At 68.3% G+C, this 26,195-nt stretch carries 22 protein-coding genes; 11 read left to right on the top strand and 11 right to left on the bottom strand.

The annotated features are described in order from the left end of the window. Positions 1 to 152: 152 nt before the first annotated feature. A complete protein-coding gene (locus VK92_RS06855) occupies positions 153 to 1,694 on the bottom strand; it encodes a DEAD/DEAH box helicase (protein ID WP_021159078.1) in 1,542 nt (513 codons plus the stop codon). Positions 1,695 to 2,075: 381 nt separating this feature from the next. Continuing rightward, complete coding sequence (locus VK92_RS06850; RefSeq protein WP_011352486.1) at positions 2,076 to 2,345, bottom strand: acyl-CoA-binding protein; 270 nt, start codon at positions 2,343 to 2,345, stop codon at positions 2,076 to 2,078. A gap of 147 nt (positions 2,346 to 2,492) precedes the next feature. Here VK92_RS06850 and tsaB point away from each other — a divergent pair, with 147 nt between their 5' ends. From tsaB to VK92_RS06830, 4 genes are read left to right on the top strand one after another with little or no spacing between them, the layout of a single operon-like run. After that, positions 2,493 to 3,260 (top strand): tRNA (adenosine(37)-N6)-threonylcarbamoyltransferase complex dimerization subunit type 1 TsaB, encoded by a 768-nt coding sequence (gene tsaB, locus VK92_RS06845; protein ID WP_048020879.1) that lies wholly within the window; start codon positions 2,493 to 2,495, stop codon positions 3,258 to 3,260. After that, positions 3,257 to 3,757, top strand: a complete 501-nt coding sequence (gene rimI, locus VK92_RS06840; RefSeq protein ID WP_021159081.1) for a ribosomal protein S18-alanine N-acetyltransferase — start codon at positions 3,257 to 3,259, stop codon at positions 3,755 to 3,757. Before tsaB ends, rimI begins: the two co-directional genes overlap by 4 nt. Next, positions 3,744 to 4,778, top strand: a complete 1,035-nt coding sequence (locus tag VK92_RS06835; protein WP_048021134.1) for a uracil-DNA glycosylase — start codon at positions 3,744 to 3,746, stop codon at positions 4,776 to 4,778. The genes rimI and VK92_RS06835 overlap by 14 nt, the downstream gene beginning before the upstream one ends. Next, positions 4,775 to 5,740 (top strand): DUF1853 family protein, encoded by a 966-nt coding sequence (locus VK92_RS06830; RefSeq protein WP_048020883.1) that lies wholly within the window; start codon positions 4,775 to 4,777, stop codon positions 5,738 to 5,740. Before VK92_RS06835 ends, VK92_RS06830 begins: the two co-directional genes overlap by 4 nt. Before the next feature lie 18 nt (positions 5,741 to 5,758). Here VK92_RS06830 and thiD read toward each other — a convergent pair whose 3' ends face one another. Then, a complete protein-coding gene (thiD, locus tag VK92_RS06825; RefSeq protein WP_048020887.1) occupies positions 5,759 to 6,568 on the bottom strand; it encodes a bifunctional hydroxymethylpyrimidine kinase/phosphomethylpyrimidine kinase in 810 nt (269 codons plus the stop codon). 58 nt (positions 6,569 to 6,626) lie between these two features. Continuing rightward, entirely contained in the window at positions 6,627 to 7,934 is a 1,308-nt protein-coding gene (gene lplT, locus VK92_RS06820) for a lysophospholipid transporter LplT (RefSeq protein ID WP_021159085.1), read from the bottom strand. Positions 7,935 to 8,152: 218 nt separating this feature from the next. On the opposite strand from lplT, the gene alr reads away from it, so the two are divergent. The 3 genes from alr (at position 8,153) to VK92_RS06805 (ending at position 11,024) form a co-directional block, all read left to right on the top strand. Continuing rightward, positions 8,153 to 9,223, top strand: a complete 1,071-nt coding sequence (gene alr, locus VK92_RS06815) for an alanine racemase (protein WP_021159086.1) — start codon at positions 8,153 to 8,155, stop codon at positions 9,221 to 9,223. A gap of 11 nt (positions 9,224 to 9,234) precedes the next feature. Next, positions 9,235 to 10,611: a DNA repair protein RadA gene (radA, locus tag VK92_RS06810; protein ID WP_021159087.1), complete on the top strand. Its 1,377-nt coding sequence runs from the start codon at positions 9,235 to 9,237 to the stop codon at positions 10,609 to 10,611. A gap of 146 nt (positions 10,612 to 10,757) precedes the next feature. Further along, positions 10,758 to 11,024 (top strand): DUF2866 domain-containing protein, encoded by a 267-nt coding sequence (locus VK92_RS06805; RefSeq protein ID WP_021159088.1) that lies wholly within the window; start codon positions 10,758 to 10,760, stop codon positions 11,022 to 11,024. A gap of 206 nt (positions 11,025 to 11,230) precedes the next feature. Here VK92_RS06805 and VK92_RS06800 read toward each other — a convergent pair whose 3' ends face one another. After that, on the bottom strand, positions 11,231 to 13,162 hold the full coding sequence (locus tag VK92_RS06800; RefSeq protein WP_048020891.1) for an ATP-binding cassette domain-containing protein: 1,932 nt from the start codon (positions 13,160 to 13,162) through the stop codon (positions 11,231 to 11,233). Between the two features lie 135 nt (positions 13,163 to 13,297). Between VK92_RS06800 and VK92_RS06795 the strand changes: the two genes are divergently transcribed. Next, positions 13,298 to 13,777, top strand: coding sequence for a glutathione peroxidase (locus VK92_RS06795; RefSeq protein WP_027787077.1), 480 nt, complete (start codon positions 13,298 to 13,300; stop codon positions 13,775 to 13,777). A gap of 60 nt (positions 13,778 to 13,837) precedes the next feature. Here the strand turns inward: VK92_RS06795 and cls are convergent, their stop codons facing one another. The 6 genes from cls to dapC form a co-directional block, all read right to left on the bottom strand. Further along, positions 13,838 to 15,277 carry a cardiolipin synthase gene (cls, locus tag VK92_RS06790; RefSeq protein ID WP_021159091.1) on the bottom strand — a complete coding sequence of 480 codons (1,440 nt, stop codon included), beginning with the start codon at positions 15,275 to 15,277 and terminating at the stop codon, positions 13,838 to 13,840. Positions 15,278 to 15,385: 108 nt separating this feature from the next. Next, complete coding sequence (prmB, locus tag VK92_RS06785) at positions 15,386 to 16,294, bottom strand: 50S ribosomal protein L3 N(5)-glutamine methyltransferase (protein WP_021159092.1); 909 nt, start codon at positions 16,292 to 16,294, stop codon at positions 15,386 to 15,388. Positions 16,295 to 16,305: 11 nt separating this feature from the next. Further along, entirely contained in the window at positions 16,306 to 17,445 is a 1,140-nt protein-coding gene (gene dapE, locus VK92_RS06780; RefSeq protein WP_048020894.1) for a succinyl-diaminopimelate desuccinylase, read from the bottom strand. A gap of 90 nt (positions 17,446 to 17,535) precedes the next feature. Then, on the bottom strand, positions 17,536 to 17,904 hold the full coding sequence (locus VK92_RS06775; RefSeq protein WP_006478478.1) for an ArsC family reductase: 369 nt from the start codon (positions 17,902 to 17,904) through the stop codon (positions 17,536 to 17,538). Next, positions 17,904 to 18,731, bottom strand: a complete 828-nt coding sequence (gene dapD / locus VK92_RS06770; RefSeq protein ID WP_014896723.1) for a 2,3,4,5-tetrahydropyridine-2,6-dicarboxylate N-succinyltransferase — start codon at positions 18,729 to 18,731, stop codon at positions 17,904 to 17,906. Before dapD ends, VK92_RS06775 begins: the two co-directional genes overlap by 1 nt. Positions 18,732 to 18,775: 44 nt before the next feature. Then, on the bottom strand, positions 18,776 to 20,008 hold the full coding sequence (gene dapC, locus VK92_RS06765; RefSeq protein WP_021159094.1) for a succinyldiaminopimelate transaminase: 1,233 nt from the start codon (positions 20,006 to 20,008) through the stop codon (positions 18,776 to 18,778). Positions 20,009 to 20,167: 159 nt separating this feature from the next. On the opposite strand from dapC, the gene VK92_RS06760 reads away from it, so the two are divergent. The 3 genes from VK92_RS06760 to VK92_RS06750 all read left to right on the top strand — a co-directional run bounded on the left by VK92_RS06760 (position 20,168) and on the right by VK92_RS06750 (position 26,139). Then, entirely contained in the window at positions 20,168 to 21,109 is a 942-nt protein-coding gene (locus tag VK92_RS06760; RefSeq protein ID WP_048020897.1) for a DMT family transporter, read from the top strand. Between the two features lie 139 nt (positions 21,110 to 21,248). Further along, complete coding sequence (gene smc / locus VK92_RS06755; protein WP_048020898.1) at positions 21,249 to 24,761, top strand: chromosome segregation protein SMC; 3,513 nt, start codon at positions 21,249 to 21,251, stop codon at positions 24,759 to 24,761. Between the two features lie 85 nt (positions 24,762 to 24,846). After that, positions 24,847 to 26,139: a cell division protein ZipA C-terminal FtsZ-binding domain-containing protein gene (locus tag VK92_RS06750; protein ID WP_048020900.1), complete on the top strand. Its 1,293-nt coding sequence runs from the start codon at positions 24,847 to 24,849 to the stop codon at positions 26,137 to 26,139. Positions 26,140 to 26,195 lie beyond the last annotated feature (56 nt).

The following is a 26,195-nucleotide window of genomic DNA, read 5'->3' as shown; positions in this document are numbered from 1 at the left end:
GGGTTGTGCCACGCAGCATGATTTTTTACGACACAAAAAAATTTTCCGCATCGTGAAATGTGGGGCGGGGCGAAAAAAAACCGGCGCAGATGCGCCGGTTGGCTGAATGGGCAGTGCCATCCGTTGGGCGGCCAGTGGCCGCCCGTGCGTGCTTACGACGCGGAGTTGCTGCGACGCGGGCCGCCGCTGCGTTGACCGTCGCGGCGCGGGCCGCCGTCACGGCTGCCGCCCGGCTTGCCGCTCCAGCCGCCGCCATTGCCGCCGCCGTAGCTGCGGCCGTTGCCGCCATGACCGCCGCCCGGCTTGCCGCCGAAACGTCGACCGCCGCCGTTACCGCCGCCCGGACGGCCGCGGCCGCCGGTGCCGCCGTTGCGCGGGGGTGCCTTGCGCGGCTCGAAACCTTCAATCACGTTGACCGGCAGCGGCGAGCGCACGAAGCGTTCGATGCGCTTGAGCGCGCCCTGTTCGGCGTGGTGCACGAGGCTCACCGCGGTGCCCGAACGGCCCGCACGGCCCGTACGGCCGATACGGTGCACGTAGTCTTCCGCGAACTTCGGCAGGTCGTAGTTGAACACGTGCGTGATGCCCGGGATGTCGATGCCGCGCGCCGCGACGTCGGTCGCGACCAGCACGCGCACACGGCGCTCGCGCAGCGCACGGATCGTGCGGTTACGCGCGCCCTGCGGCAGGTCGCCGTGCAGCGCGGCCGATTCGAAGCCTGCGTCGGCGAGACGGCCGGCGAGCTGGTCGGCATCGATCTTGGTCGCCGTGAAGATGATCGCCTGGTCGAGCGCGTCGTCGCGCAGCAGGTGATCGAGCAGGCGATCCTTGTGGTCGCGGTCGTCGACGTAATGCACGGTCTGTGCGATGTTCGCGCGCGACTCGAGGCGCTGCTGGATCTCGATACGCTCGGGATCCTTCAGCAGGCGGCTCGTCAGCGAACCGATCTTGCCGTCGAGCGTGGCCGAGAACAGCATCGTCTGGCGCGTCGCGGGCGTCGCGGCGACGATCGTTTCGATGTCGTCGATGAAGCCCATGTCGAGCATGCGGTCGGCTTCGTCGAGCACGAGCATCTTCAGCTCGGACAGGTCGATACGGCCGCGTTCGAGGTGATCGAGCAGACGGCCCGGCGTGGCGACCAGGATTTCGGGGTTCTTCGCGAGCAGCATCAGCTGCTGGCCGTAGGCGACGCCGCCGAGGATGCTGACCGTGCGCAGGCGCTTCAGGTGCTTGCCGTAGGTCGACGCGGCGGTGGTGACCTGCATCGCGAGTTCGCGGGTCGGCGTCAGCACGAGCAGGCCCGGGCGCGCGACGGGTTGCGGGCGGCGCGCACGGCGGTCGCCCTGGTTCGGTTCACGCGGCGCGCGCGGTTGCTGCGCCTGTGCCTTCTGGAGCTGCGCGAAACGTTCGATCGCGGGCAGCATGAATGCAGCGGTCTTGCCCGAACCGGTCGGGCTCGAGACCAGCAGGTCACGGCCGGCGATGCCGGCCGGAATCGCGCGCTGCTGGACCGGCGTCGGCTTCACATAGCCGGCGGCCTGCAGCGCGGAGACGATCTCCGGCGACAACCCGAGCGACGCGAAGCTCGGCTCGTCCGACGCCGGTTCGACCGCGGCCGGTGCGGCGGCGTCGTCGAGACCGAGCGCCTGGTCGGCGATCGCGTTGAGCGGGCTGGAGTTGATGCTCGAAGTCATAACAATCCTTGAAACACAGTGGGTGAAACGTCGGCGCCAATCGCGCATACCCAAGTCGTCGGATTCAGCGAGCAAATCGGGAAACGGGTGCAATCCGCCGAACCGTCGGCGGATGAGGCATTAGAAGCTGTTTTGGGTGCGGCGCGCTTCAGGAGCGGGGCCGCCAGCCTGATAAGTGACGACCGCGAAGGTCGAAGCAGGAGGGGACAGGTTCTAAACCGGATTGGAGCTTAACGCTACGAGGCGTCGGGCCGGAACGGCTTGCGAGCCGAGCGCGGAGATGACGCAGCCAGCATTATAAAGAGATTTGCTGCGCTGCGCCACTGATTTGATTGCCTATTGCAACCGGGGGGCGGCCGGGGACGGCCGGAGGCTATTCGGTCAGGATGCCGTGCCGTTCTTCAGCGATTCGACGAGTTCGATGTACTGCTGCTTTGCCGCATCCTGCGACGTGCCCTTCAGCGCATCCCATGCGTCGTACTTGTATTTGCCGACGATGTCGGTGAAGCCCGGCTTGTCGCCATGGGCGTCGCCGTCGGTCGCCTGCTTGAAGAGCGCGTACAGGCGCAGCAGGGTCAGGTTGCCCGGCCGTTCGGTCAGTTGCTTGACGTCGATCTGGGCCTGGTCGAATTGGGCGGTGAGTTCGCTCATCGGGTGTCTCCGTAAGGGTTTCAGGTCGGGCGATCTTAACAAGCGGACCGCCGCGCGGGGTCGAGCGATCCTTCCAAACCGCCGCCGGGCGTGCGCGTGCGCACGGATCGGGCCCGATCGCCCGTGGGAGCGGGGTGCCGCATTACAATGTCGCCCATGACGCAAACAGTGCTCCTCGCCATCGATACGTCGACCGAATACTGCTCGGTCGCGCTGCTGCGCTCGGCCCACGCCGATGACGCCGTTTCCATCCCGCAAACCTGGGTCCGCCACGAACTGACGGGCGCCGTGTCGAGCACGCGCGTGCTGCCGGCAATCCAGGAACTCTTCGCCGAATCGGGGCTGACGCTCGCCGATTGCGACGCGATCGCGTTCGGCGCGGGCCCCGGGTCGTTCACGGGCCTGCGCACCGCGACGGGCATCACCCAGGGGCTCGCGTTCGGGCGCGGGCTGCCGGTCGTGCCGATCGGCACGCTGCTCGCGTGTGCCGAGCACGCGCGGCTGCGCGCCCCCGGTACGACCCGCGTCCTCGCCGCGCTGGATGCGCGGATGGACGAAGCCTACTGGGCCGACTTCGCGTGGGACGAAAGCGCCGGCGACTGGCTCACGCTGCATCCGGCTTCGCTCGATGCGCCGGGTGCGGTCGGCGTGCCCGACACGCCGTTCACGCTCGCGGGCAATGCGGCCGCCGCGTTCGGCGCGCAGTTGCCGGCCGCGGCGCACGCGGCCGTGATCGACGGCGACGCGATGCCGCACGCGCTGGCGGTCGCCCATGCCGCGCTGCGCGCGTTCCGCGCCGGCCGTGCGGTGCCGGCCGACCAGGCCGCACCGGAGTACGTGCGCGACAAGGTGGCACAGACGACCGCCGAGCGCGTCGCGGCACGCGCCGCTCAGGCAGGCGGAGCGAAGGGATGACGGGCGTCCTGCTGAGCGACCGCTACCTGGCGCCGATGACGGATGCCGATCTCGACGAGGTCGTCGCGATCGAGCACGTCGCGTACGAGTTCCCGTGGAGCCGCGGCAACTTCGAGGATTCGTTGCGCAACGGCTACCTGGGCGTGTGCCTGCGGCACGTGACGGGTTCGCTCGTCGGCTATTGCGTGCTGATGCCGGTGGTCGACGAGATGCACCTGCTGAACCTGTGCGTCGCGCCGGCCGCGCAGCGCGCGGGTGCGGGCCTTGCGCTGCTGCGCGAGGCCGTGCGCATTTCGCGTGCGGAGCGGCTCGACGGCGTGCTGCTCGAGGTGCGGCCGTCCAATCCGCGCGCGATCCATCTGTACGAGCGCTTCGGCTTCGTGACGATCGGCCGGCGCAAGAATTACTACCCGGCGAAGCACCACAGCCGGGAAGACGCGATCGTGATGCGTCTGACGCTGAACAAGGATGAAGGGGACGCGCATGGCATGGGCTGAAGCGGCGCTCGAGGAAATAGGCCTCGCGCAGATCTGGGTGCGGCGCGGGCAGGGCGCGAATGAAGGCGCGGACGCGGGCGCGGCAGTCGAAGCGCCCGCCGCGGCGCAAACGGGGGCGGCGAACGCCGCACCAGCCGTCGTTGCGGCCGAGCGACCTGCGCGCACCGCGCGCACGCCGGCGCAAGACGAGGCGACGCCGGCAGTGGCGCGGAGCGTCGATGTTCCGCCGGTTCGCGAGCCTGCCGCCCCGGCGCACCGCGTCGACGACGATCGCGTGCCCGCACGCGCCGCGCCGGTCGCATCGACCGACACGATGCCGCCGATGGACGATGCGCCGCCTGCCGGAGCCGACGATTTTGCGTGGTTCGATGCGGCGCCGCCGGGCGATCCCGCGCCGACGGCCCCATTGCGACGCGCCGAAACCCCGGTTGCGACACTCGACTGGGACGCGCTGGCTGCGCGCGTGGCCGACTGCACACTCTGCCGGTTGTGCGAGAAGCGGACCAACACCGTGTTCGGGGTCGGCGACCGCGAGGCGGACTGGATGCTGATCGGCGAAGCGCCGGGCGAGAACGAGGACAAGCAGGGCGAGCCGTTCGTCGGCCAGGCCGGCAAGCTGCTCGACAACATGCTGCAGTCGCTGTCGCTCCAGCGCGGCGACAACGTATACATCGCGAACGTGATCAAGTGCCGGCCGCCCGGCAACCGCAACCCGGAGCCGGACGAGGTCGCGCGCTGCGAGCCTTATCTGCAGCGTCAGGTCGCGCTCGTGAAGCCGAAGCTGATCGTCGCGCTCGGCCGTTTCGCCGCGCAAACCCTGCTGAAGACGGATGCGAGCATCGCGTCGCTGCGCGGCCGCGTGCATGCGTACGAGGGCGTGCCGGTGATCGTGACCTACCACCCGGCATACCTGTTGCGCAGCCTGCAGGACAAGTCGAAGGCATGGGCCGACCTGTGCCTCGCACGCGACACGTTCCGGCGCGCGGAAGGCGCCGACGTGAACGGGCCGGCCGGGCAATGACGACGGGCGCGGCGTGCGCACTCGTCGACACGCTGCATGACGCCGCGGTTCGCGATCTGGGCTGGTTGCTTGCCAGCCCGAGCCTCCTCACCGCGGTACCGGGAGCGCCGCTTGCGCGCCCGTGGCCGGATGCGGCCGGGCAGTCGGCCGTCCACGCATGGCTCGTCGCGCTCGATGCGCAGCCCGGGCCGCTGCATCGCGCGCTCGACGGGTTCCGGCCCACCCGGCTCGGCCGCTACGCGGAATGCCTGCTCGAGTATTTCCTGACGCACGGCCCGTCACTGCGGCTCGTCGCGGCCAATCTGCCGCTGCGCAGCAACGGCAAGACGCTCGGCGAAGTCGATTTTCTCGTCGACGCGCCGGGCGGTCAGCGCCTGCATTGGGAGCTCGCGGTGAAGTGCTATTTGTGCGCGCCGGTACGCGACGGTGCATCGCTTGCCGACTTCGTCGGCCCCAATCTCGTCGACCGGTTCGACCGCAAGCGCAGCCGGCTGCTCGATCACCAGTTGCGCCTCGGCGAACACGACGGGTTCGCGCGGCTCGGTTATGGCGCACCGTCCGACGCACAGATGTTCATCAAGGGCTGGTTGTTCTATCCGCACGGCGCGCCGTTGCCGTCGGTGTCCGCCGAAATCGCGCCGGATCACCCGCGTGGATTCTGGCTGACGCACGCGCAGTGGCCGGCGTGGGCGGCCGCGCAGCCCGCCGGCGCCGCATGGAGTGTGTTACCGAGGCTCGCGTGGCTCGCGCCGCGACGTGCCGCCGCCGATACCGGATTCGAGCCGGAACCGCTGGCGGCCACTCTGGAGCTGCCGCCCGTGTTGACGACGCGCGAGGCCCCCGCGCTGATCGGCATGCATGAACAGGACGGTGACGGCACCTGGCGCGAACGGGCGCGTGGGTTCGTCGTGCCGGACGACTGGCCGGTGCGCGCGCAGGCGTTCGCGGCGCAGGATCACTGACGCCGCGTCAGCCGGCGCTCACCACCAGCGATGGAAGTGATGGACGGGGCCGACGCCGTGGCCGACGTCGAGGTGGCCGCTCGCGGCGATCGCGCCGGTCAGGTAGGTCTTGGCTTCGCGCACCGCGCTTTCGAGGTCGGGCTGTTGCGGCAGCAGCGCGGCGATCGCCGACGACAGCGTGCAGCCGGTGCCGTGCGTGTTGCTGACCGGCACGCGTGCACCGTCGAGCCGCACGGTGCGCGCCGCTTCGACGAGCCAGTCGGGGCTCGCGGACGCGTCCGGCAGGTGGCCGCCTTTCATCAGTACGGCACGCGCGCCCGTCCGTAGCAGGGCCCGGCCTTGCCGGACCATGTCGTCTTCCGTGGTGGCGGGCACGTCGTTCAGCAGCGCGGCGGCCTCGGGCAGGTTCGGCGTCACGACCGTCGCGAGCGGCAGCAGCGCATCGCGCAACGCGTCGACGGCATCGGGCGCCAGCAGCGCGTGCGAGCTCTTCGAGATCATCACCGTGTCGAGTACGACGAAGCGTGGCGCATAACGCCGCAGCGCGTCGGCGACCGCGTGCACGATCGCCGCATTCGCGAGCATCCCGATCTTGACCGCATCGATGCGGATGTCGCTGAACACCGCGTCGAGCTGTGCGGTCACGAACGCCGCGTCCGGCGCATGCACGCCCGTTACGCCGCGGGTGTTCTGGGCGGTCAACGCGGTGATCGCGCTGGCGCCGTAGGCGCCGAGTGCGGAGAACGTCTTCAGGTCGGCCTGGATGCCTGCGCCGCCGCCCGAATCGGAGCCGGCGATCGTCAGGATGTTGGGTATCGGGTGCGTCATCGGGGCAATGCGCCGGTTCAAAGACCGGCGCCGGCGGACGGAAACGAGGAGTGTAGCGTCAGTGCCGCGATTCGCCGATCAGCGCGACCGAGTCGAACTGGCGCTGGTTCGCCTGGTGGCGGCGCATCACGAGCCACATCGTCAGGCAGACGAACGTGCCGAACAGGACGATCACGACGCCGACCGGCACGTCGAGCCACACGAGCACCGCATACAGGCACAGCATCACGAGCACCGACAGGTTCTCGTTGAAGTTCTGCACCGCGATCGAGTGGCCGGCCGACAGGAGCACGTGGCCGCGATGCTGCAGCAGCGCGTTCATCGGAACGACGAAGTAACCGGACAGCGCGCCCACGCACATCAGGAAGATGTACGCGATGATCAGGTACACGGGCATGCGCAGGTGGCCGAAATGCACGGCCCAGTGCGGCGGGAACAGGTCGCGCGTGTAGAACGCCATCAGCATCACCGCGATGCCCATGACGATGCCGACGGGCAGCACGGTCAGCGACTTCTTCAACGGGATCCGGGCCGCGGCGGCGATTGCGCCGGCCGCGACGCCGACCGCGACCACGGCCTGGAGGATCGCGCCTTCCGACAGCGACATGCCGAGCGAGACTTCAGCCCACTTCAGCACGATGAACTGCAGCGTCGCGCCCGCACCCCAGAACAGCGTCGTGACCGCCAGCGAGATCTGGCCGAGCTTGTCGCGCCACAGCACCATGAAACAGTCGGCGAAATCGGTGAGGAGCTTGACCGGGCCGCGTTCCTGCTTCGGGTAGCGGGCGCCGGTATCGGGAATGCGCAGGTTGAACAGCGCGGCGACCACGTAGATCGCCATGATGATCGCCATCGCCGCTTCGGCGGGCGTGCCGATCCAGGCGGGGGTATGCGCGATCACGTGCGACGCGATGTGCGGGCTGATCAGCGCACCGCCGAGCACGGTGCCGAGGATGATCGAGCTGACGGTCGTGCCTTCGATCCAGCCGTTGGCGGCAACCAGCCGGTCGGCCGGCAGCAGCTCGGTGAGAATGCCGTATTTCGCGGGCGAGTAGGCTGCCGCGCCGAAGCCGACGATCCCGTACGCGATCAGCGGGTGGGCGCCGAGCAGCATGATCATGCAGCCGATCACCTTGATCGAGTTGGTGATGAACATCACGCGGCCCTTCGGTCGCGAATCCGCGAACGCACCGACATACGCCGCCAGCACCACATAGGACAACACGAAGAACAGCTTCAGCAGCGGTGTCATCCAGTTGGGGGCGTGGAGGTCTTTCAGCAGGGCGATGGCGGCGATGAGGAGCGCATTGTCGGCCAGCGACGAGAAAAACTGCGCGGCCATGATGGTGTAAAAACCTTTTTTCATCTGATGCGATGCTTTCGTCGCTGCGGCAGGGCCGCGTAGGCCGCCTGGTATGCGATCGGCTTATTCCGTTCGAAATGGGTTGTGCGCACGGCTTTATAACATGAAAATACGCCAGTTCGGACTAGCAAGATTCCCCGATCGTTCCGCAAGTTGTCGGCTTCAGTGCTCAAAAGGCGCGGTAAGCTGATGATTCGCAAGCGTCTTTACGTAAATTTCCCATGCCGCGCCCGATCTCCGCCACCATCCACACCGCCGCTCTCGCGAACAATCTCTCCGTCGTCCGCCGCTTTGCCGGCCCGTCCAAGGTCTGGGCGGTCGTCAAGGCGAACGCGTACGGGCACGGTCTCGCCCGCGCGTTTCCGGGCCTGCGCGGCACCGACGGCTTCGGCCTGCTCGACCTCGACGAGGCAGTCAAGCTGCGCGAGCTCGGCTGGGCCGGCCCGATCCTGCTGCTGGAGGGGTTCTTCCGCTCGACCGACATCGACGTGATCGACCGCTACAGCCTGACGACGACCGTCCACAACGACGAGCAGATGCGGATGCTGGAAACGGCGCGGCTGTCGAAACCCGTCAACGTGCAGCTGAAGATGAACAGCGGGATGAACCGGCTCGGCTACCTGCCGGAGAAATACCGCGCCGCGTGGGAGCGCGCCCGCGCGTGCCCCGGCATCGGCCAGATCACGTTGATGACCCATTTTTCGGATGCGGACAACGAGCGCGGCGTCGCCGAGCAGCTCGCGACGTTCGAGCGCGGCGCGGAAAACATCGCCGGCGCGCGCAGTCTCGCGAACTCGGCCGCCGTGCTGTGGCATCCGGACACGCATTTCGACTGGGTGCGCCCGGGGATCGTGCTGTACGGCGCGTCGCCGTCGGGGCTGTCGTCCGACATCGCCGACACGGGGCTGAAGCCGGCGATGACGCTCGCGTCCGAACTGATCGCGGTGCAGACGATCGCGAAGGGCCAGGCGATCGGCTACGGCTCGACGTTTTCCGCGCAGGCGCCGATGCGGATCGGCGTGGTCGCATGCGGTTATGCGGACGGTTATCCGCGGGTCGCGCCCGAAGGCACGCCCGTGATCGTCGACGGCATCCGCACGCGGATCGTCGGCCGCGTGTCGATGGACATGATTACCGTCGACCTGACCCCGTGCCCGCAAGCCGGCGTCGGCGCGCGGGTCGAGCTGTGGGGCAATGCATTGCCGATCGACGACGTCGCCCGCCACTGCGGCACGATCGGTTACGAGCTGATGTGTGCAGTCGCCGGCCGCGTGCCCGTGCGCGCGGAATAAGGGCGTCGCGCGTGGCCAAACAGAAAACCGTATACGTCTGCAGCGAGTGCGGCGGACAGACCCCGAAGTGGCAAGGGCAATGCCCGTCGTGCCAGGCCTGGAATACGCTCGTCGAATCGGTTCCTGAGGCGCCGTCGGCCCATCGTTTCCAGTCGCTCGCCAAGCGTGCGCCCGTGCAGCGTCTCGTCGACATCGAAGCCGCCGACGTGCCGCGCTTCTCCACCGGCATCGGCGAATTCGACCGCGTGCTCGGCGGCGGGCTCGTGCCGGGCGGCGTCGTACTGATCGGCGGCGACCCGGGTATCGGCAAATCGACGCTGCTGCTGCAGTCGCTTGCGGACATCGCGAGCGAGCGGCGCGCGCTCTATATCAGCGGCGAGGAATCGGCCGCGCAGATCGCGTTGCGCGCGCAACGGCTTGCGCTGCTCGACGGCGGTACGCCGGCGGACGAACTGAAGCTGCTCGCGGAGATCCAGCTCGAGAAGATCCAGGCCGCGATCGACACGGAACGGCCGGACGTGGCCGTGATCGACTCGATCCAGACCGTCTATTCGGAAGCGCTCACGTCGGCCCCCGGCTCCGTCGCGCAGGTGCGGGAATGCGCGGCGCAGCTCACGCGCATCGCGAAGCAGTCGGGCACCGCGATCATCATGGTCGGGCACGTGACGAAGGAAGGCAACCTGGCCGGCCCGCGCGTGCTCGAGCACATCGTCGACACGGTGCTGTACTTCGAAGGCGACACGCACTCGTCGTTCCGGCTCGTGCGCGCGTTCAAGAACCGCTTCGGCGCGGTCAACGAACTCGGCGTGTTCGCGATGACGGAGCGCGGGCTGCGCGGCGTCGCGAATCCATCCGCACTGTTCCTGTCGCAGCACGAGCAGGTCGTGCCCGGCTCGTGCGTGCTCGTTACGCAGGAGGGCACGCGCCCGCTGCTCGTCGAAGTCCAGGCGCTCGTCGACACCGCGCACGTGCCGAACCCGCGCCGGCTTGCGGTCGGCCTCGAACAGAACCGGCTCGCGATGCTGCTCGCGGTGCTGCACCGTCATGCGGGCATCGCGTGCTTCGACCAGGACGTGTTCCTCAATGCGGTGGGCGGCGTGAAGATCACCGAGCCGGCCGCCGACCTCGCGGTGCTGCTCGCGATCCATTCGTCGATGCGCAACAAGGCGCTGCCGAAGGGGCTGATCGTGTTCGGCGAAGTGGGGCTGGCGGGCGAGATCCGACCCTCGCCGCGCGGGCAGGAGCGGCTGCGCGAGGCCGCGAAGCTCGGTTTCACGTCCGCGCTGATCCCGAAGGCGAACGCGCCGAAGCAGCCGATCGAAGGGCTGAACGTGATGGCCGTCGATCGGCTCGAGCAGGCGATCGACCGCGTGCGCGATCTCGAGTGACCGGCTGCACCGGCACGCGGGCCGGGCCTGCCGGCGATCTGGCGCGTAATTCGTTGTAAAGAATATGTAGGCTTCTGTAACCCGCCGGACATCGCTTTTCCCTATCCTTGGCCGGATTGTCGAACCGCGCAATGCGAAGGGAACCTATGTTGAAATCCTATGGGGAAGCGCCGGGCGGACGCCTTTACAACCTGCGCGGCTGCCGCGTATCGGAGCCGATTCGCCAGCCCTGGGGTGGGGGATGCCGGATCGTCGAGTGGATCGACGAAGAGGGGCGACTCGCGCGCAAGGTCGTGTCCGAGGACGTGACGGAAGCGGAAGTCGCTGCCGCGATCCGGCGGCCGACCGAAGGGCGCCGGTACCTGATGGGCGACGACGAGCAGATGCCGCGCGATACGCTGCCGCGCCGCTGAGCCGGCAGCCTGGCGGATGGCCGGCGAACCAACAGGGTGACGACGGTAGTGAATGAACAGGCCGGGACCGTGCGCCCGGCCTTGTCGTATCCGGGCCCGAAGAAGGACGGATGGGCCTGTCGAGATGCCGCGATATCAAGGTGCCGCGGTGCCGAGGCAGCCGGCACGCCGGGCTGGCATACCGGCCGGTTGCGCCGCGACAGCGGTCAGCCGATCTGCTCGAGCTCTTCCTGCGCGGCAAGCCAGTCGGCCTCGACCGTCTCGAGACGCGTGTTGACGTCCCCGAGCTTGCGGATCGCATCGGTCAGCTCCGTCTTGCGCTCGGCTTCGTAGCTCGCCGGATCGGCGACGAATGCGTCGAGGCGGGCCTTCTCCGCGTGCAGCGTCTCCATTTCCTTTTCGAGCCTGGTGATGCGCGTCTGCAGCGGCTTCTTCAGCACCGACAGGCGCTGCCGTTCCTCGGCGGCCTGACGTTTCTGGTCCTTGCGGTTGGCCGCGGCACCCGCGCCCGACGAAGCTGCGCTGTCCGCCTTCGCGGCGGCGCGCTGCTCGGCCGCGTGCTGCAGCAGCCAGTCGCGGTAGTCGTCGAGGTCGCCGTCGAACGGCTGCAGCCGGTGCTTCGCGACCAGCATGAACTGGTCGGTCGTCGCGCGCAGCAGGTGGCGGTCGTGCGAGACGAGGATCAGCGTGCCCTCGAACTGCGCGAGCGCCATCGTCAGCGCATGGCGCGTTTCGAGGTCGAGGTGGTTGGTCGGTTCGTCGAGCAGCAGCAGGTTCGGCTTTTGCCAGATGATCAGCGCGAGCGCGAGGCGTGCCTTTTCGCCGCCCGAAAACGGCCCGACGGGGCTGGTTGCCATGTCGCCCGAGAAATTGAAGCCGCCGAGGAAGTCGCGCAATTCCTGCTCGCGCGTGTCGGGTGCGAGCCGCGCCAGATGCGCGAGCGGCGAATCGTCCTCACGCAGCGTTTCGAGCTGGTGCTGCGCGAAATAGCCGATCGTCAGCCCCTTGCCGTCGCGGACGTGCCCCGACAGCGGCGCGAGCGTGCCGGCCAGCGTCTTGATCAGCGTCGACTTGCCCTGGCCGTTCGCGCCGAGCAGGCCGATGCGCTGGCCGTTCTGGATCGACAGCGCGACGCGCTCGACGATCGGGATCTCCGCTCCGCCGTCGGCGTGGTAGCCGCAGCGGACGTCTTCCATCACCATCATCGGGTTCGGCGCGGCGTCGGGCGTGCGGAATTCGAACGTGAACGGCGATGCGATATGCGCGGGCGCGATCAGCTCCATCTTCTCGAGCGCCTTCATCCGGCTCTGCGCCTGCTTGGCCTTGGTCGCCTTGGCCTTGAAGCGGTCGACGAAGCTCTGCAGGTGCTCGATCGTCTTCTGCTGCTTTTCGTACGCGCTTTGCTGGAGCGCCAGTTGCTGCGCGCGCAGCACTTCGAACTGCGAGTAGTTGCCGCCGTAGCGCTTCACCTGGCGGTTTTCCAGGTGCAGCGTGACATTGCAGATCGAATCGAGGAATTCGCGGTCGTGCGAAATCACGACGAGCGTGCCGGGGTAGCGGTGCAGCCAGTCTTCGAGCCAGACGATCGCGTCGAGGTCGAGGTGGTTCGTCGGTTCGTCGAGCAGCAGCAGGTCGGAGCGGCACATCAGCGCCTGCGCGAGATTCAGGCGCATGCGCCAGCCGCCGGAGAAGCTGGCGACGGATTCGCGCGTCTGCGCGAGCGTGAAGCCGAGACCGAGCAGCAGCGCCTCGGCACGGGCCGGCGCGGTGTAGCCGTCGGCGTCGGCGAATGCCGCGTGCGCGTCGGCTTCGGCGGCGCCGTCATGCGCGGCGGACGCGGCGGCAATGCGCGCCTCGATCTCGCGCAGCGCGGCGTCGCCGTCGAGCGTGTAGTCGAGCGCCGAGCGGTCGACGGCGGGCGTTTCCTGCGACACGTGGGCGATCCGCCACGACGGCGGCATCGAGAAATCGCCGCCGTCGGAGTGCAGCTCGCCGCGCAGGACCGAGAACAGCGTCGACTTGCCGGCGCCGTTCGCGCCGATCAGGCCGGCTTTCTCGCCGGGATTGAGCACGAAGGAGGTCGACTCGAACAGCGGCTTGGTGCCGCGCGCAAGGCTGAACTGATTGAAACGGATCACGGCGGAAATGACTGGCCAAAACCGCTATTCTAGACTGCGCGCCGCTTGCGCCGGGCATTGGCCGTTCGGCGGATGCCGCAATGGCGCAATTTCGCCTAGACTCCACGTCGATCCGGTTTCGTAAAGGAGTGCCCGATGTCCACCCTGTATTCGTTCAGCGCAGAGACGCTTGCCGGCGCGCCGGCCTCGCTCGACGCGTATCGCGGCAAGGTGCTGCTGATCGTCAACACCGCGAGCGAGTGTGGTTTCACGCCGCAGTACGCGGGCCTGCAGAAGCTGTACGACCAGTACGCGGCGCGCGGCTTCTATGTGCTCGGCTTCCCGTGCAACCAGTTCGGCAAGCAGGAGCCCGGCGACGCCGCGCAGATCGGCGCGTTCTGCGAGCGCAATTACGGCGTCACGTTCCCGATGTTCGCGAAGATCGACGTGAAGGGCGACCATGCGCATCCGCTGTACCGCTACCTGACCGACGAGGCGCCCGGCATTCTCGGCCTCAAGGCGATCAAGTGGAATTTCACGAAATTCCTGATCGATCGCGAAGGGCGCATCGTCAAGCGCTATGCGCCGTCCACCAAGCCGGACGAAATCGCCGCGGATATCGACAAGCTGCTGTGACGGCTGCCGGCGTCGTTCGCGGCGCCGGTGCGGGGCGCCTGCCCGCCGCGGTCCCGGCCGTCAGAGGATCGGTGCGAACAGCCGCGCGACGTGCATCGCGATGCGTCGCCAGGCAGGCGATCGGCGGTATTCGTTCGCATCGACCTCGTACGCCTGTGCGAAGTCGGCAGCGAGCATCGTCTCGACCTCGTCGGCGAATGCGCGGTCGACGGTCAGCACCATGATCTCGAAATTGAGGCGGAACGAACGGTTGTCGAGATTCGCGCTGCCGATCGCCGCCGCGATGCGGTCGATCAGCACGACCTTCTGGTGCAGGAAGCCGGGCCGGTAGCGGAATACCTTCACGCCCGCATCGACCAGGTCGCGCGCGTACAGCTTCGACGCCTCGAATACCACGTAGTGATCGCGCCGGCTCGGAATCAGGATGCGCACGTCGACGCCGCGCATGACGGCGAGCTTCAGCGCGGAGATCACGGCTTCGTCGGGGACGAGGTACGGCGTGGTGATCCAGACCCGTTCGCGTGCGGCGTTGATCGCCTCGACGAAGAACAGCGAGCCCGTCTCCTGCTTGTCGGCCGGCCCCATCGGCACGGCGAGGCAATGCATGTTGTCGCCCGGCTGCGCGGGCGGCGGCATCGCGAGCGGCGGCAGCTTCTGCGTCGCCCAGTGCCAGTCTTCGGCGAACACGTACTGGATGCTCGCGACCACGGGGCCGCGTATCTCGATGTGCGTGTCGCGCCACGGCGACAGGCGCGGCTTCGCGCCGAGATATTCGACGCCGACGTTGTGGCCGCCGACGAACGCGCGATTGCCGTCGACCACGACGATCTTGCGGTGGTTGCGGAAGTTGAGCTGGAAACGGTTGACGAACTTCCGGTTGGTCGCGAACGGATGCACCTCGACGCCGCCCCGGCGCAATGTGTCGACGTAGCTGTGCGGCAAGTCGAAGCTGCCGATGCTGTCGTACAGGAGGCAGCAGCGCACGCCAGCTGCCGCACGCGCGAGCAGCGAGTCGCGCAGCATCCGGCCGAGCGCATCGTCGCGCACGATGAAGAACTGCACCACCACGTAATCGCGCGCGGCGTCGATTGCGGCGAGGATCGCCGAGAACGTCGCATCGCCGTTCACGAGCGTGCGCACCGAATTGCCGCCGAGGAACGGCATGCCGCCGAGACGCGTAAGCGCGAGCACCGCGGCCTGGCCGATCGCGTCGGCGGCCGGCCCGTCGGTCGCGTCGGTGCTGAGCCAGGGCGAGCGGGGTGTGTGCATGCGCAACATTTCCAGCTCGTGGCGCCGGGCGTCGACGTAGCCGGAGAACTTGCTGCGACCGAGGAACAGGTACGGAACGAGCGTCAGGTACGGCATGGCCGCAAGCGAGACGGCCCATGCGATCGCACCTTGCGACGTGCGCGTGTTCATGATCGCGTGGCACGCAGCGACGATCCCGAGCACATGGATGGTCAGGATCAGGGTGCCGAGATGTAGCCAGTCGAGGGTCATGGGCGCGTGACGGACTCCTGAGGTCGCGCGGCCGGGCGGCCGCCTACGCGCATCTTACCCAACCGTGCGGCGCAACGGTGCACCGCACGGTGGGCGAGCCGAAAAGGCTCAGGCCTTGCGCGGCAGGTCCGACGCCTGGATCAGGAACACGGCGTCGTCGCCCGCGCTGGTCGGCAGCCACGTGAGTTCGAGGCCGCCGAACGCGGCTTCGACGTTCTCGCGCTCATTGCCGATCTCGACGACGAGCACGCCGTCGTCGTGCAGCCAGCGATGGGCTTCGGCGACGATGCGTCGAACGATGTCCATCCCGTCGTCGCCACCCGCGAGCGCCATCTCCGGCTCGTGCCGGTACTCGGGCGGCAGTGCGGCCATCGACGACGCATTCACGTACGGCGGGTTCGTCAGGATCACGTCGTAGCGCGAGTCCGGGTCCGTGCGGAATGCGGGCAGCGGCGCGTAGAGGTCGCCGCGGTGCAGCCCGATGCGGTCTTCGAGGCCGTAGTCGCGCACGTTGATCTCGGCGACTTCGAGGGCCTTGTCGGACAGGTCGACCGCGTCGATCTCGGCATTCGGGAACGCGCTCGCCGCGAGGATCGCGAGGCAGCCCGAGCCCGTGCACAGCTCGAGCACGGCGCCGACCTGTTCGGGATCGGCGACGTACGGCTGCAGCCCGTCGTCGAGCAGTTCGCCGATGAACGAGCGCGGCACGATCACGCGTTCGTCGACGTAGAAGCGGTGGCCATGCATCCAGGCTTCATGCGTGAGGTACGCGGCCGGCACGCGGTCGGTCGCGCGCCGTTCGATCACGGCGAGCACGGCCGCGATTTCGTCGGGCAGGAGCCGTGCGTCGAGGAACGGCTCGAGCGTGTCGAGCGGCAGGTCGAGCGTGCGCAGCACGAGGTAGGCCGCTTCGTCGTACGCATTGTCGGAGCCGTGGCCGAACGCGAGCTTCGCCTTCGAGAAGCGCGTGACCGCGTAGCGCAGCAGGTCGCGGACTGTGGCAAAAGGTGTCGTCATGCGAGGCTCCATCAGGCGATCAGTTGTTCGAGCACGCGGCGGTACACGTTCTTCAGCGGATCGACGAAGCGCACTTCGATGTGCTCGTCGATCTTGTGGATGCTGCCGTTCGGCGGGCCGAACTCGATCACCTGCGGGCAGATGCGCGCGATGAAACGGCCGTCCGACGTGCCGCCCGTGGTCGACAGCTCGGTCGTGATGCCGGTCTCGGTGCGGATCGCGTTTTCCAGCGCGCCCGACAGCTCGCCGCGCGGCGTGAGGAACGGCAGGCCGCTCACCGACCATTTCAGCGTGTATTCGAGGCCGTGCTTGTCGAGGATCGCGTGCACGCGTGCCTGCAGGCCCTCGACCGTGCTCGCGGTCGAGAAGCGGAAGTTGAACAGCAGGTCGGCGTGGCCGGGGATCACGTTGGTCGCGCCGGTGCCGGCGTGCAGGTTCGATACCTGCCAGGTGGTCGGCGGGAAGTATTCGTTGCCTTCGTCCCATTGCTCGGCGGCGAGCTCGGCGAGCGCCGGCGCGAGCAGGTGGATCGGGTTCTTCGCGAGGTGCGGATAGGCGATGTGGCCCTGCACGCCCTTGACGACCAGTTCGCCCGACATCGAGCCGCGGCGGCCGTTCTTGACGACGTCGCCGAGTTCGTGGGTCGACGTCGGTTCGCCGACGATGCAGTAGTCCATGCGTTCGCCGCGCGCTTCGAGCAGCTCGACGACCTTCACGGTGCCATCGGTGGCGGGGCCTTCCTCGTCGCTCGTGATCAGGAACGCGATCGCACCGCGGTGGCCGGGGTGTGCCGCGACGAATTCCTCGGACGCGACGACGAACGCCGCGAGCGACGTCTTCATGTCGGCCGCGCCGCGGCCGTACAGCTTGCCGTCCCGATGCGCGGGGATGAACGGCGGCGAGCTCCATTGCTCGAGCGGGCCGGTCGGTACGACGTCGGTGTGGCCCGCGAAGGCGAGCAGCTTGCCGTTGCGGCCGTCGGCGCCGCGCTTGACGGCCCACAGGTTGGTCACGCCGTGCGACGCAATGGTTTCGCATTCGAAGCCGAGTGCGGCGAGGCGCTCGGTCATGATCTGCTGGCAGTGCTGGTCGTCGGGCGTCACGGACGCGCGGGCGATCAGCTGTTCGGTAAGGGCTAGGGTGGCGGACATGGTTCGGACCACTTTCGATAAAAAATGCCGGCGCGGTGGCCGGCAGCGACAAGACGTCGGGCCGCGCCGACAGGCGCAGCGCGGGCAGCCCTATGCGGCAAACAGCGCCGCGTATTGATCGGCCACGAAGCCGAGCGATTTCACGCGGCCGTTGACCACCAGCACGGGGCGCTTGATGACCGACGGCTTGTGGATCATCAGCGCGACCGCGCCGGTCTTCGTTTCGGCGGCCGCCTTCATTGCGTCGTCGAGGCCGCGCCACGTGGTGCCGCGCTTGTTGACGAGTGCGTCGAGCGACACGTCCTTCAGCCAGTCTTCGATCAGCGGCGCGCTGACGCCGAGCTTCTTGAAGTCGTGGAACTCGAATTCGACGCCGTGATCGTCGAGCCACACGCGGGCCTTCTTCACGGTGTCGCAGTTCGGAATGCCGTAGACGACCACGGTGTGCGGCTTCGCCATCAGTCGCCTCGCAGCAGCTCGTTCAGGCCGACCTTCGCGCGCGTCTTCGCGTCGACCTTCTTGACGATCACCGCGCAGTACAGGCTGTGCGAGCCGTCCTTCGACGGCAGGTTGCCGGCGACGACGACCGAACCGGCCGGGATGCGGCCGTAGCTGACTTCGCCCGTCTCGCGATCGTAGATCTTCGTGCTCTGGCCGAGGTACACGCCCATCGAGATCACCGAGTTTTCCTCGACGATCACGCCTTCGACGACTTCCGAGCGGGCGCCGATGAAGCAGTTGTCTTCGATGATGACCGGGTTCGCCTGCAGCGGCTCGAGCACGCCGCCGATGCCGACGCCGCCCGACAGGTGCACGTTCTTGCCGATCTGCGCGCACGAACCGACCGTTGCCCACGTGTCGACCATCGTGCCTTCGTCGACGTACGCGCCGATGTTGGTGTACGACGGCATCAGCACGACGTTCTTCGCGATGAACGAGCCGCGGCGCGCGATGGCCGGCGGGACGACGCGGAAGCCGCCTGCGGCGAAATCTTCGGCCGTGTAGTTCGCGAACTTCGACGGCACCTTGTCGTAGAACTGCGAGTAGCCGCCGGCGGGCATCGGCGCGTTGTCCTCCAGGCGGAACGACAGCAGCACGGCCTTCTTCAGCCACTGGTGCACGGTCCAGTTGCCGTCGATCTTCTCGGCAACGCGCAGCGCGCCTTTGTCGAGCTGCTCGATCGCGTGCGCGACGGCTTCGCGGACGTCGGCCGGTGCGGCCTTCGGCGACAGCTCGGCGCGGTTGTCCCAGGCGGTATCGATGATTTGCTGAAGTTGTTGCGACATGTTCGTTTTCGCAGGAGATTGGATGGAATTGATCGGATGGACGATTACCGCGCGAGAGACCGGCAGAAATCGACGATGCGTTGCGCGCCCTCGACGCATTCGGGGGTGCCCGCGACGAGCGCGATCCGGATGAAATCGCGGCCCGGATTCGTGCCGTGCGCATCGCGCGCCAGGTACGAGCCGGGCAGAACCGTCACATTATAGTCGGCGTACAGGCGGCGGGCGAACTCGGTGTCCGACAGGCCGGTGCGCGACACGTTGGCCCACAGGTAGAACGCCGCGTCGGGCAGTTTCACGTCGATCACGTCGGCGAGCATCGGCGTGACCGTGCTGAACTTCTGCAGGTACAGCGCGCGGTTCTCGCGCACGTGCGCCTCGTCGTTCCACGCGGCGATGCTCGCGTGCTGCCAGACCGGCGACAGCGCCGCGCCGTGGTACGTGCGGTACAGCAGGAATTGCTTCAGCAGCGCGGCGTCGCCGGCGACGAAACCCGAGCGCATGCCCGGCACGTTCGAGCGCTTCGACAGGCTCGACAGCATCACGAGCCGCTCGAAGCCGCGGCCGAGGCGGTGCGCGGCCTCGAGGCCGCCGAGCGGCGGTGCCGCTTCGTCGAAATAGATTTCCGAATAGCACTCGTCGGACGCGATCACGAAACCGTGGCGGTCGGACAGCGCGAACAGCTCGCGCCAGTCGTCGAGCGTCAGCACGGCGCCCGTCGGGTTGCCCGGCGAGCACACGTACAGCAGCTGCGTGCGCGCCCAGACCGCGTCGGGCACCGACGCGTAGTCGCACGCGAAGTTGCGGGCCGGGTCGCTGTTCGCGAAATAGGGTTCGGCACCGGCCAGCAGCGCCGCGCCTTCGTAAATTTGATAGAAAGGATTCGGACAGAGTACGATCGCCTTCTCGCCCGTTTCGGACGGGCGTGCGTCGATCACCGTCTGGGCGAGCGAGAACAGCGCCTCGCGCGAGCCCGACACGGGCAGCACCTGCGTGGCCGGATCGATGGCCGGCAGCCCGTAGCGGCGCTCGAGCCAGTGCGCGATCGACGTACGCAGCGCGTCCGAGCCGGCGGTGGCCGGGTACGACGCGAGACCGTCGAGCGCGGCCACCACGGCGTCGCGGATCAGCGCCGGGGTCGCATGTTTGGGCTCGCCGATGCCGAAGCTGATCGGTTTGAGGGCGCCGGAGGGCGTCACGTCCTTGAACAGGGCGCGCAGCTTTTCGAAGGGATAGGGCTGGAGCGAGTCGAGTCGAGGGTTCACGGGCGAAGCGGCCATCGCGGCCGGTTGGAGCGAAAGAAGCGGCGGGCGCGCCGCGCGGCTGCGAACGGGCGCCGCGGGCGCACGGGTCGCAACGGACGATTATAGCGTGACGGAACGCGGTCACGGCCTGCCGGAACGGCGGCCGGGCCGGTCGAATAAAGGGTATCGAACCAAATGAATAACGCGGTACGCGGCAGCCTGCCGACGCTGGCCATCCTGATCGGCGCGTCGGTATGGGGCCTGATCTGGTATCCGCTGCGGATCCTCGCGTCGCTCGGCGTGACGGGCACGCTGGCCAGCGCGCTGACGAGCCTCGTCGCCTTCCTGTTCGTGATCGTCGCGCGGCACCGCACGATCGCGACGCTGCGCTGGCACTGGGTGCTGCCGGGCATCGCGGTGACGGCCGGCGTGACGAACCTCGGGTTCGTCTGGGGCACGATCCACGGCGAGGTGCTGCGCGTGATGCTGCTGTTCTACCTGACGCCGGCCTGGACCGCGATCTACGCACACTTCCTGCTGCGCGAGCGGCTGACTTGGGCCGGCGCCGGGCTCGCGGCGCTGTCGATCGGCGGCGCGATGCTGATGCTGTGGTCGCCGGCGCTCGGCCTGCCGCTGCCGGCCAGCCCGGCCGAATGGGCCGGCCTGGCCGCCGGGCTGAGCTTCGCGATGAGCAACGTGCTCGTGATCAAGGCGAGCCGCGAGTTGCCGGAGATGCGCGCGGAGATGCGCACCGCGACGCTGTTCGGCGGCGCGGCGGTGTTCGGCGCGATCGCGTCGCTGTTCGAGGGGCTGCCGGCTGCGCCGGCGGGCGGCCAGCTCGGTGTCGCCGCGCTGATCATCGTCGCGATCGGCGTGACGATGGCGTCGAACAACCTGCTCGTGCAGTACGGGCTCGCACGTGTGCCGGCGAACCGCGCGTCGATCATCATGCTGTTCGAGATCGTGATCACCGCGCTGTCGGCGTGGGTGTTCGCGAACGAGCTGCCGACCGCGCGCGAGTGGGCGGGCGGCGCATGCATCGTGCTGGCCACGCTGCTGTCGAGCCGGGTCCATCGTGCCGCGCCGGCACCGGACAAACCCGGCGACGGTCGGGACGGTGCACGCGCGATGGTATGATGGAAGCCGTTTGCGGGGCCCAACGCTGGATGCGCGCGGCCCCGCTTTTGAATTCCGGGGCGCGTCGCGCGCATGGGCCGTCCGGCCTCGCGCAGTGCGGCTCCGTCCGTTTCACACCTTCTTCACATCCGATACCGCCGTGCGTCTGAGCTCGATCAAACTCGCTGGCTTCAAATCCTTTGTCGATCCCACGCATTTCCAGGTTCCGGGCCAGCTTGTCGGCGTGGTGGGCCCGAACGGGTGCGGCAAGTCCAACATCATCGACGCCGTGCGCTGGGTGCTCGGCGAGTCGCGCGCTTCCGAGCTGCGCGGCGAGTCGATGCAGGACGTGATCTTCAACGGCTCGACCGCCCGCAAGCCCGGCAGCCGGGCCAGCGTCGAACTGATCTTCGACAACTCCGACGGCCGCGCGGCCGGCCAGTGGGGCCAGTACGGCGAGATCGCCGTGAAGCGCGTGCTCACGCGCGACGGCACGTCGAGTTACTACATCAACAACCTGCCGGCACGTCGCCGCGACATCCAGGACATCTTCCTCGGCACGGGCCTCGGGCCGCGTGCATACGCGATCATCGGGCAGGGCATGATCGCGCGGATCATCGAGGCGAAGCCGGAAGAGCTGCGCGTGTTCCTCGAGGAAGCCGCGGGCGTATCGAAGTACAAGGAGCGCCGCCGCGAAACCGAGAACCGCCTGCACGACACGCGCGAGAACCTGACGCGCGTCGAGGACATCGTCCGCGAACTCGGCGCGAACCTCGAAAAGCTCGAGGCGCAGGCGGTGGTCGCGACTAGGTACAAGGAACTCGTCGCCGACGGCGAGGAGAAGCAGCGCCTGCTGTGGCTGCTGCGCAAGAACGAGGCCGCCGGCGAGCAGCAGAAGCAGCAGCGCGCGATCGAACAGGCGCAGATCGACCTCGAGGCGCAGACGGCGAAGCTGCGCGAGGTCGAGGCGCAGCTCGAGACGCTGCGTGTCGCGCATTACTCGGCGAGCGACGCGATGCAGGGCGCGCAGGGTTCGCTCTACGAGGCGAATGCCGAGGTGAGCCGCCTCGAAGCCGAGATCAAGTTCATCGTCGAATCGCGCAATCGCGTGCAGGCGCAGATCGCCGCGCTGAATGCGCAGCGCGAGCAATGGCGCGCGCAGGCCGAGAAGGCGCAGGACGAGCTCGAGGAAGCCGAGGAAGCGCGCGCGATGGCCGACGAGAAGGCCGCGCTCGCCGAAGACAACGCCGCCGCGAAGCACGACGCGCTGCCGGCGCTCGAAGCGAAATGGCGCGATGCGCAGGCGCAGCTCAACGACGAGCGCGCGCGGATCGCGCAGACCGAACAGTCGCTGAAACTCGAGGCCGCGCACCAGCGCAACGCCGACCAGCAGCTTCAGCAGCTTCAGCAGCGCCATGAGCGCCTGAAGAGCGAAGCGGGCGGGCTCGACGCGCCGGACGAGGCCCAGCTCGAGGAGCTGCGCATGCAGCTGGCCGAGCAGGAAGAGATCCTTGCCGAAGCGCAGGCGCGCCTCGCCGACGCGCAGGAAACGGTGCCGCGCCTCGATGGCGAACGCCGTGCCGCGCAGGAGCGCGTGCAGGCCGAGGCCGCGCAGATCCACCAGCTCGAGGCGCGTCTCGCCGCGTTGAAGCAACTGCAGGAAAACGTGCAGACCGAAGGCAAGGTGCAGCCGTGGCTCGACAAGCACGAGCTCGGTGCGCTGCCGCGCCTGTGGAAGAAGCTGCACGTCGAGGCCGGCTGGGAAGCGGCGCTCGAGGCCGTGCTGCGCGAGCGTCTCGCCGCGCTCGAAGTGTCGAATCTCGACTGGGTGAAGGCATTCGCGACCGATGCGCCGCCGGCGAAGCTCGCGTTCTATGCGCCGCCTGCGGCCGGCGAACCGCCCGCGGCCGTGGCGGGCCTGCGCCCGGTGCTGTCGCTCGTGCGCATCGACGATGCGGGCATCCGTGCGGTGCTGAACGACTGGCTCGGCAACGTGTATGTCGCCGACGACGTCGCACAGGCGCTCGCGACGCGCACGCAGCTGCCGGCAGGCGGCGCGTTCGTCGTCAAGGCCGGCCATGTCGTCACGCGCGTCGGCGTGCAGCTCTATGCCGCCGATTCGGAGCAGGCCGGGATGCTGGCCCGCCAGCAGGAAATCGAAAACCTGACGCGCCAGGTGCGTGCGCAGGCGCTGCTCGCCGACGAGGCGCGCACGGCAGCCGTGCGCGCGGAAGCCGCGCACACGCAGGCCACGCAGGCGCTCGGCGACGTGCGCGCACAGGCCGAGCGTGCGACGCAACGCGTGCACGCGCTGCAGATGGACGTGCTGAAGCTCGCTCAGGCGCACGAACGTTACACGCAGCGCAGCACGCAGATCCGCGAGGAACTCGAGGAAATCGGCGCGCAGATCGAAGAGCAGCGCGCGATGCGCGCTGAATCGGAAGCGAATTTCGAGCGTTTCGACGGCGAACTCGCGGAGCTGCAGGCGCGCTTCGAGGACAACCAGCTCGCATTCGAAGCACTCGACGAATCGCTGACGCAGGCGCGTCAGGAAGCGCGCGACCTGGAGCGCGGCGCGAACGACGCGCGCTTCGCCGCACGCAACGCGGTCACGCGGATCGACGAACTCAAGCGCAGCATCCAGGTCGCGCACGAGCAGAGCGAACGTGTTGCCGGATCGCTGGAAGACGCACGCGCCGAACTCGAGACGATCAACGAGCAGACCGCGCACACGGGCCTGCAGGACGCGCTCGAAGTGCGTGCGGTGAAGGAAGAGGCGCTGCAGGCCGCGCGGATCGAACTCGACGACCTGACCGCGAAGCTGCGCGCGTCGGACGAGCAGCGGCTCGTCGCCGAGCGCTCGCTGCAGCCGCTGCGCGACCGCATCACCGAGCTGCAGTTGAAGGAGCAGGCCGCGCGCCTGGCGGTCGAGCAGTTCGCCGAGCAACTGACCGCGGCCGAGGTCGACGAGGAAGCGCTGAGCGCGAAGCTCACGCCGGATCTGAAGCCGTCGTACCTGCAAGGCGAGGTCACGCGCCTGAACAACGCGATCAACGCGCTCGGCCCGGTGAACATGGCCGCGCTCGACGAGCTGAAGGCCGCGAGCGAGCGCAAGGTGTTCCTCGATGCGCAGTCGGCCGACCTGATCGACGCGATCACGACGCTCGAGGACGCGATCCACAAGATCGACCAGGAAACCCGCACGCTGCTGCAAGGCACTTTCGACGAGGTCAACCGTCACTTCAGCGACCTGTTCCCGCGCCTGTTCGGCGGCGGCCAGGCGAAGCTGATCATGACGGGCGACGAGATCCTCGATGCCGGCGTGCAGGTGATGGCGCAGCCGCCGGGCAAGAAGAACGCGACGATTCACCTGCTGTCGGGCGGCGAGAAGGCGCTGACCGCGACCGCACTGGTGTTCGCGATGTTCCAGCTCAATCCGGCGCCGTTCTGTCTGCTCGACGAGGTCGACGCGCCGCTCGACGACGCGAACACCGAGCGTTTCGCGAATCTCGTGCGCGCGATGTCCGACAAGACGCAGTTCCTGTTCATCTCGCACAACAAGATCGCGATGGAGATGGCGCAGCAACTGATCGGCGTGACGATGCAGGAGCAGGGCGTGTCGCGGATCGTCGCGGTGGACATGGAAACCGCCGCGGGTTTTGCCCAGAATTGACGTTTGACGAAACCGGACCGCGTTCGCGCGGCGCATGGGCGCCCGTTCGCGGTTCCGACGAACAAGAATTGCTGATGGAGCGTGCATGGACGAGTTGACACTCGGTTTGATCGGCGCGGGCGCCGTCGTGGTGGGCGGCGTCGTGGTCTACAACGCATGGCAGGGCGCGAAGGTGCGGCGCAGGATGCCGCGCCCGATGCCGGAGGAAGCGGCCGAGGCGATGAACCGCCCCGAGCGCGACGAAGAGTTGCCGTTCATCGAGCCGGTGCGTCAGCCGGTGCGGCGCGAGCCTGCTGTGCCGGCTGCGACTGCTGCTGCGGCCGCCACGTCGGCGGAAGTCGCGCGCGTCGAGCCGACCTTCGGCGGTGCGGCGCCTGCCGACATGCCGGCCGACCTGCAGGCCGAGGCGACCGGTGTCGAGCCGTCGGCAGAGCCGGCCGAGCCGGTCGACGCGGTTGCCGGAGAAGACACCGTGCCGGCCGCCGCGCACGACACGCACGCTGAAGCGGCCGAGCCGGTCGAACCCGTGCTGCCGGCCGCGACGACGATCTCGTCGGCACCGCCGGCGATCGTCGACCGCCGGATCGACTGCATCGTGCCGATCCGGCTCAACGGTTTGCTGCCGGGCGACAAGATCCTGCCGGCCGCGCAGCGGCTGCGCCGCGCGGGCAGCAAGCCCGTGCATATCGAAGGCAAGCCCGAAGGCGGCCAGTGGGAGCTGCTGCAGAACGGCGTGCGCTACGAGGAACTGCGCGCGGCCGCGCAGCTCGCGAACCGCAGCGGCGCGCTGAACGAGCTCGAGTTCTCCGAATTCGTGACGGGTGTCCAGCAGTTCGCCGACGCGATCGACGGCGCGCCGGAATTCCCGGACATGATGGAAACGGTCGCGATGGCGCGCGAGCTCGACGCGTTTGCCGCGCAATGCGACGCGCAACTGTCGATCAACGTGATGTCGGACGGCGCGCCGTGGTCGGCGAACTACGTGCAGGCGGTCGCGTCGCAGGACGGGCTGCTGCTGTCGCGGGACGGCACGCGTTTCGTTAAGCTCGACGCGAAGCAGAACCCGGTGTTCATGCTGCAGTTCGGCGACACGAACTTCCTGCGTGACGACCTCACGTACAAGGGCGGCAACATGATCACGCTGGTGCTCGACGTGCCGGTCGCCGAAGAGGACATCCTGCCGTTCCGGCTGATGTGCGACTACGCGAAGTCGCTGTCCGAACGGATCGGTGCGCGCGTCGTCGACGATTCGCGCCGGCCGCTGCCGGAATCGACGCTCGTCGCGATCGACCAGCAACTGATGAAGCTGTACGCGAAGCTCGAGGAAGCCGGCATCCCGGCCGGTTCGCCGGTCACGCGCCGCCTCTTCAGCCAGTAACGCGAACGCACGGGCGGCGGGCTTCGGCACCGCCGTTCGTCGCTGCGGCGCACACC

Source organism: Burkholderia sp. LK4 (genome assembly GCF_001043615.1).
Lineage (GTDB): Bacteria > Pseudomonadota > Gammaproteobacteria > Burkholderiales > Burkholderiaceae > Burkholderia > Burkholderia cepacia.
This window is presented reverse-complemented; position numbering and strand designations above follow the sequence as displayed.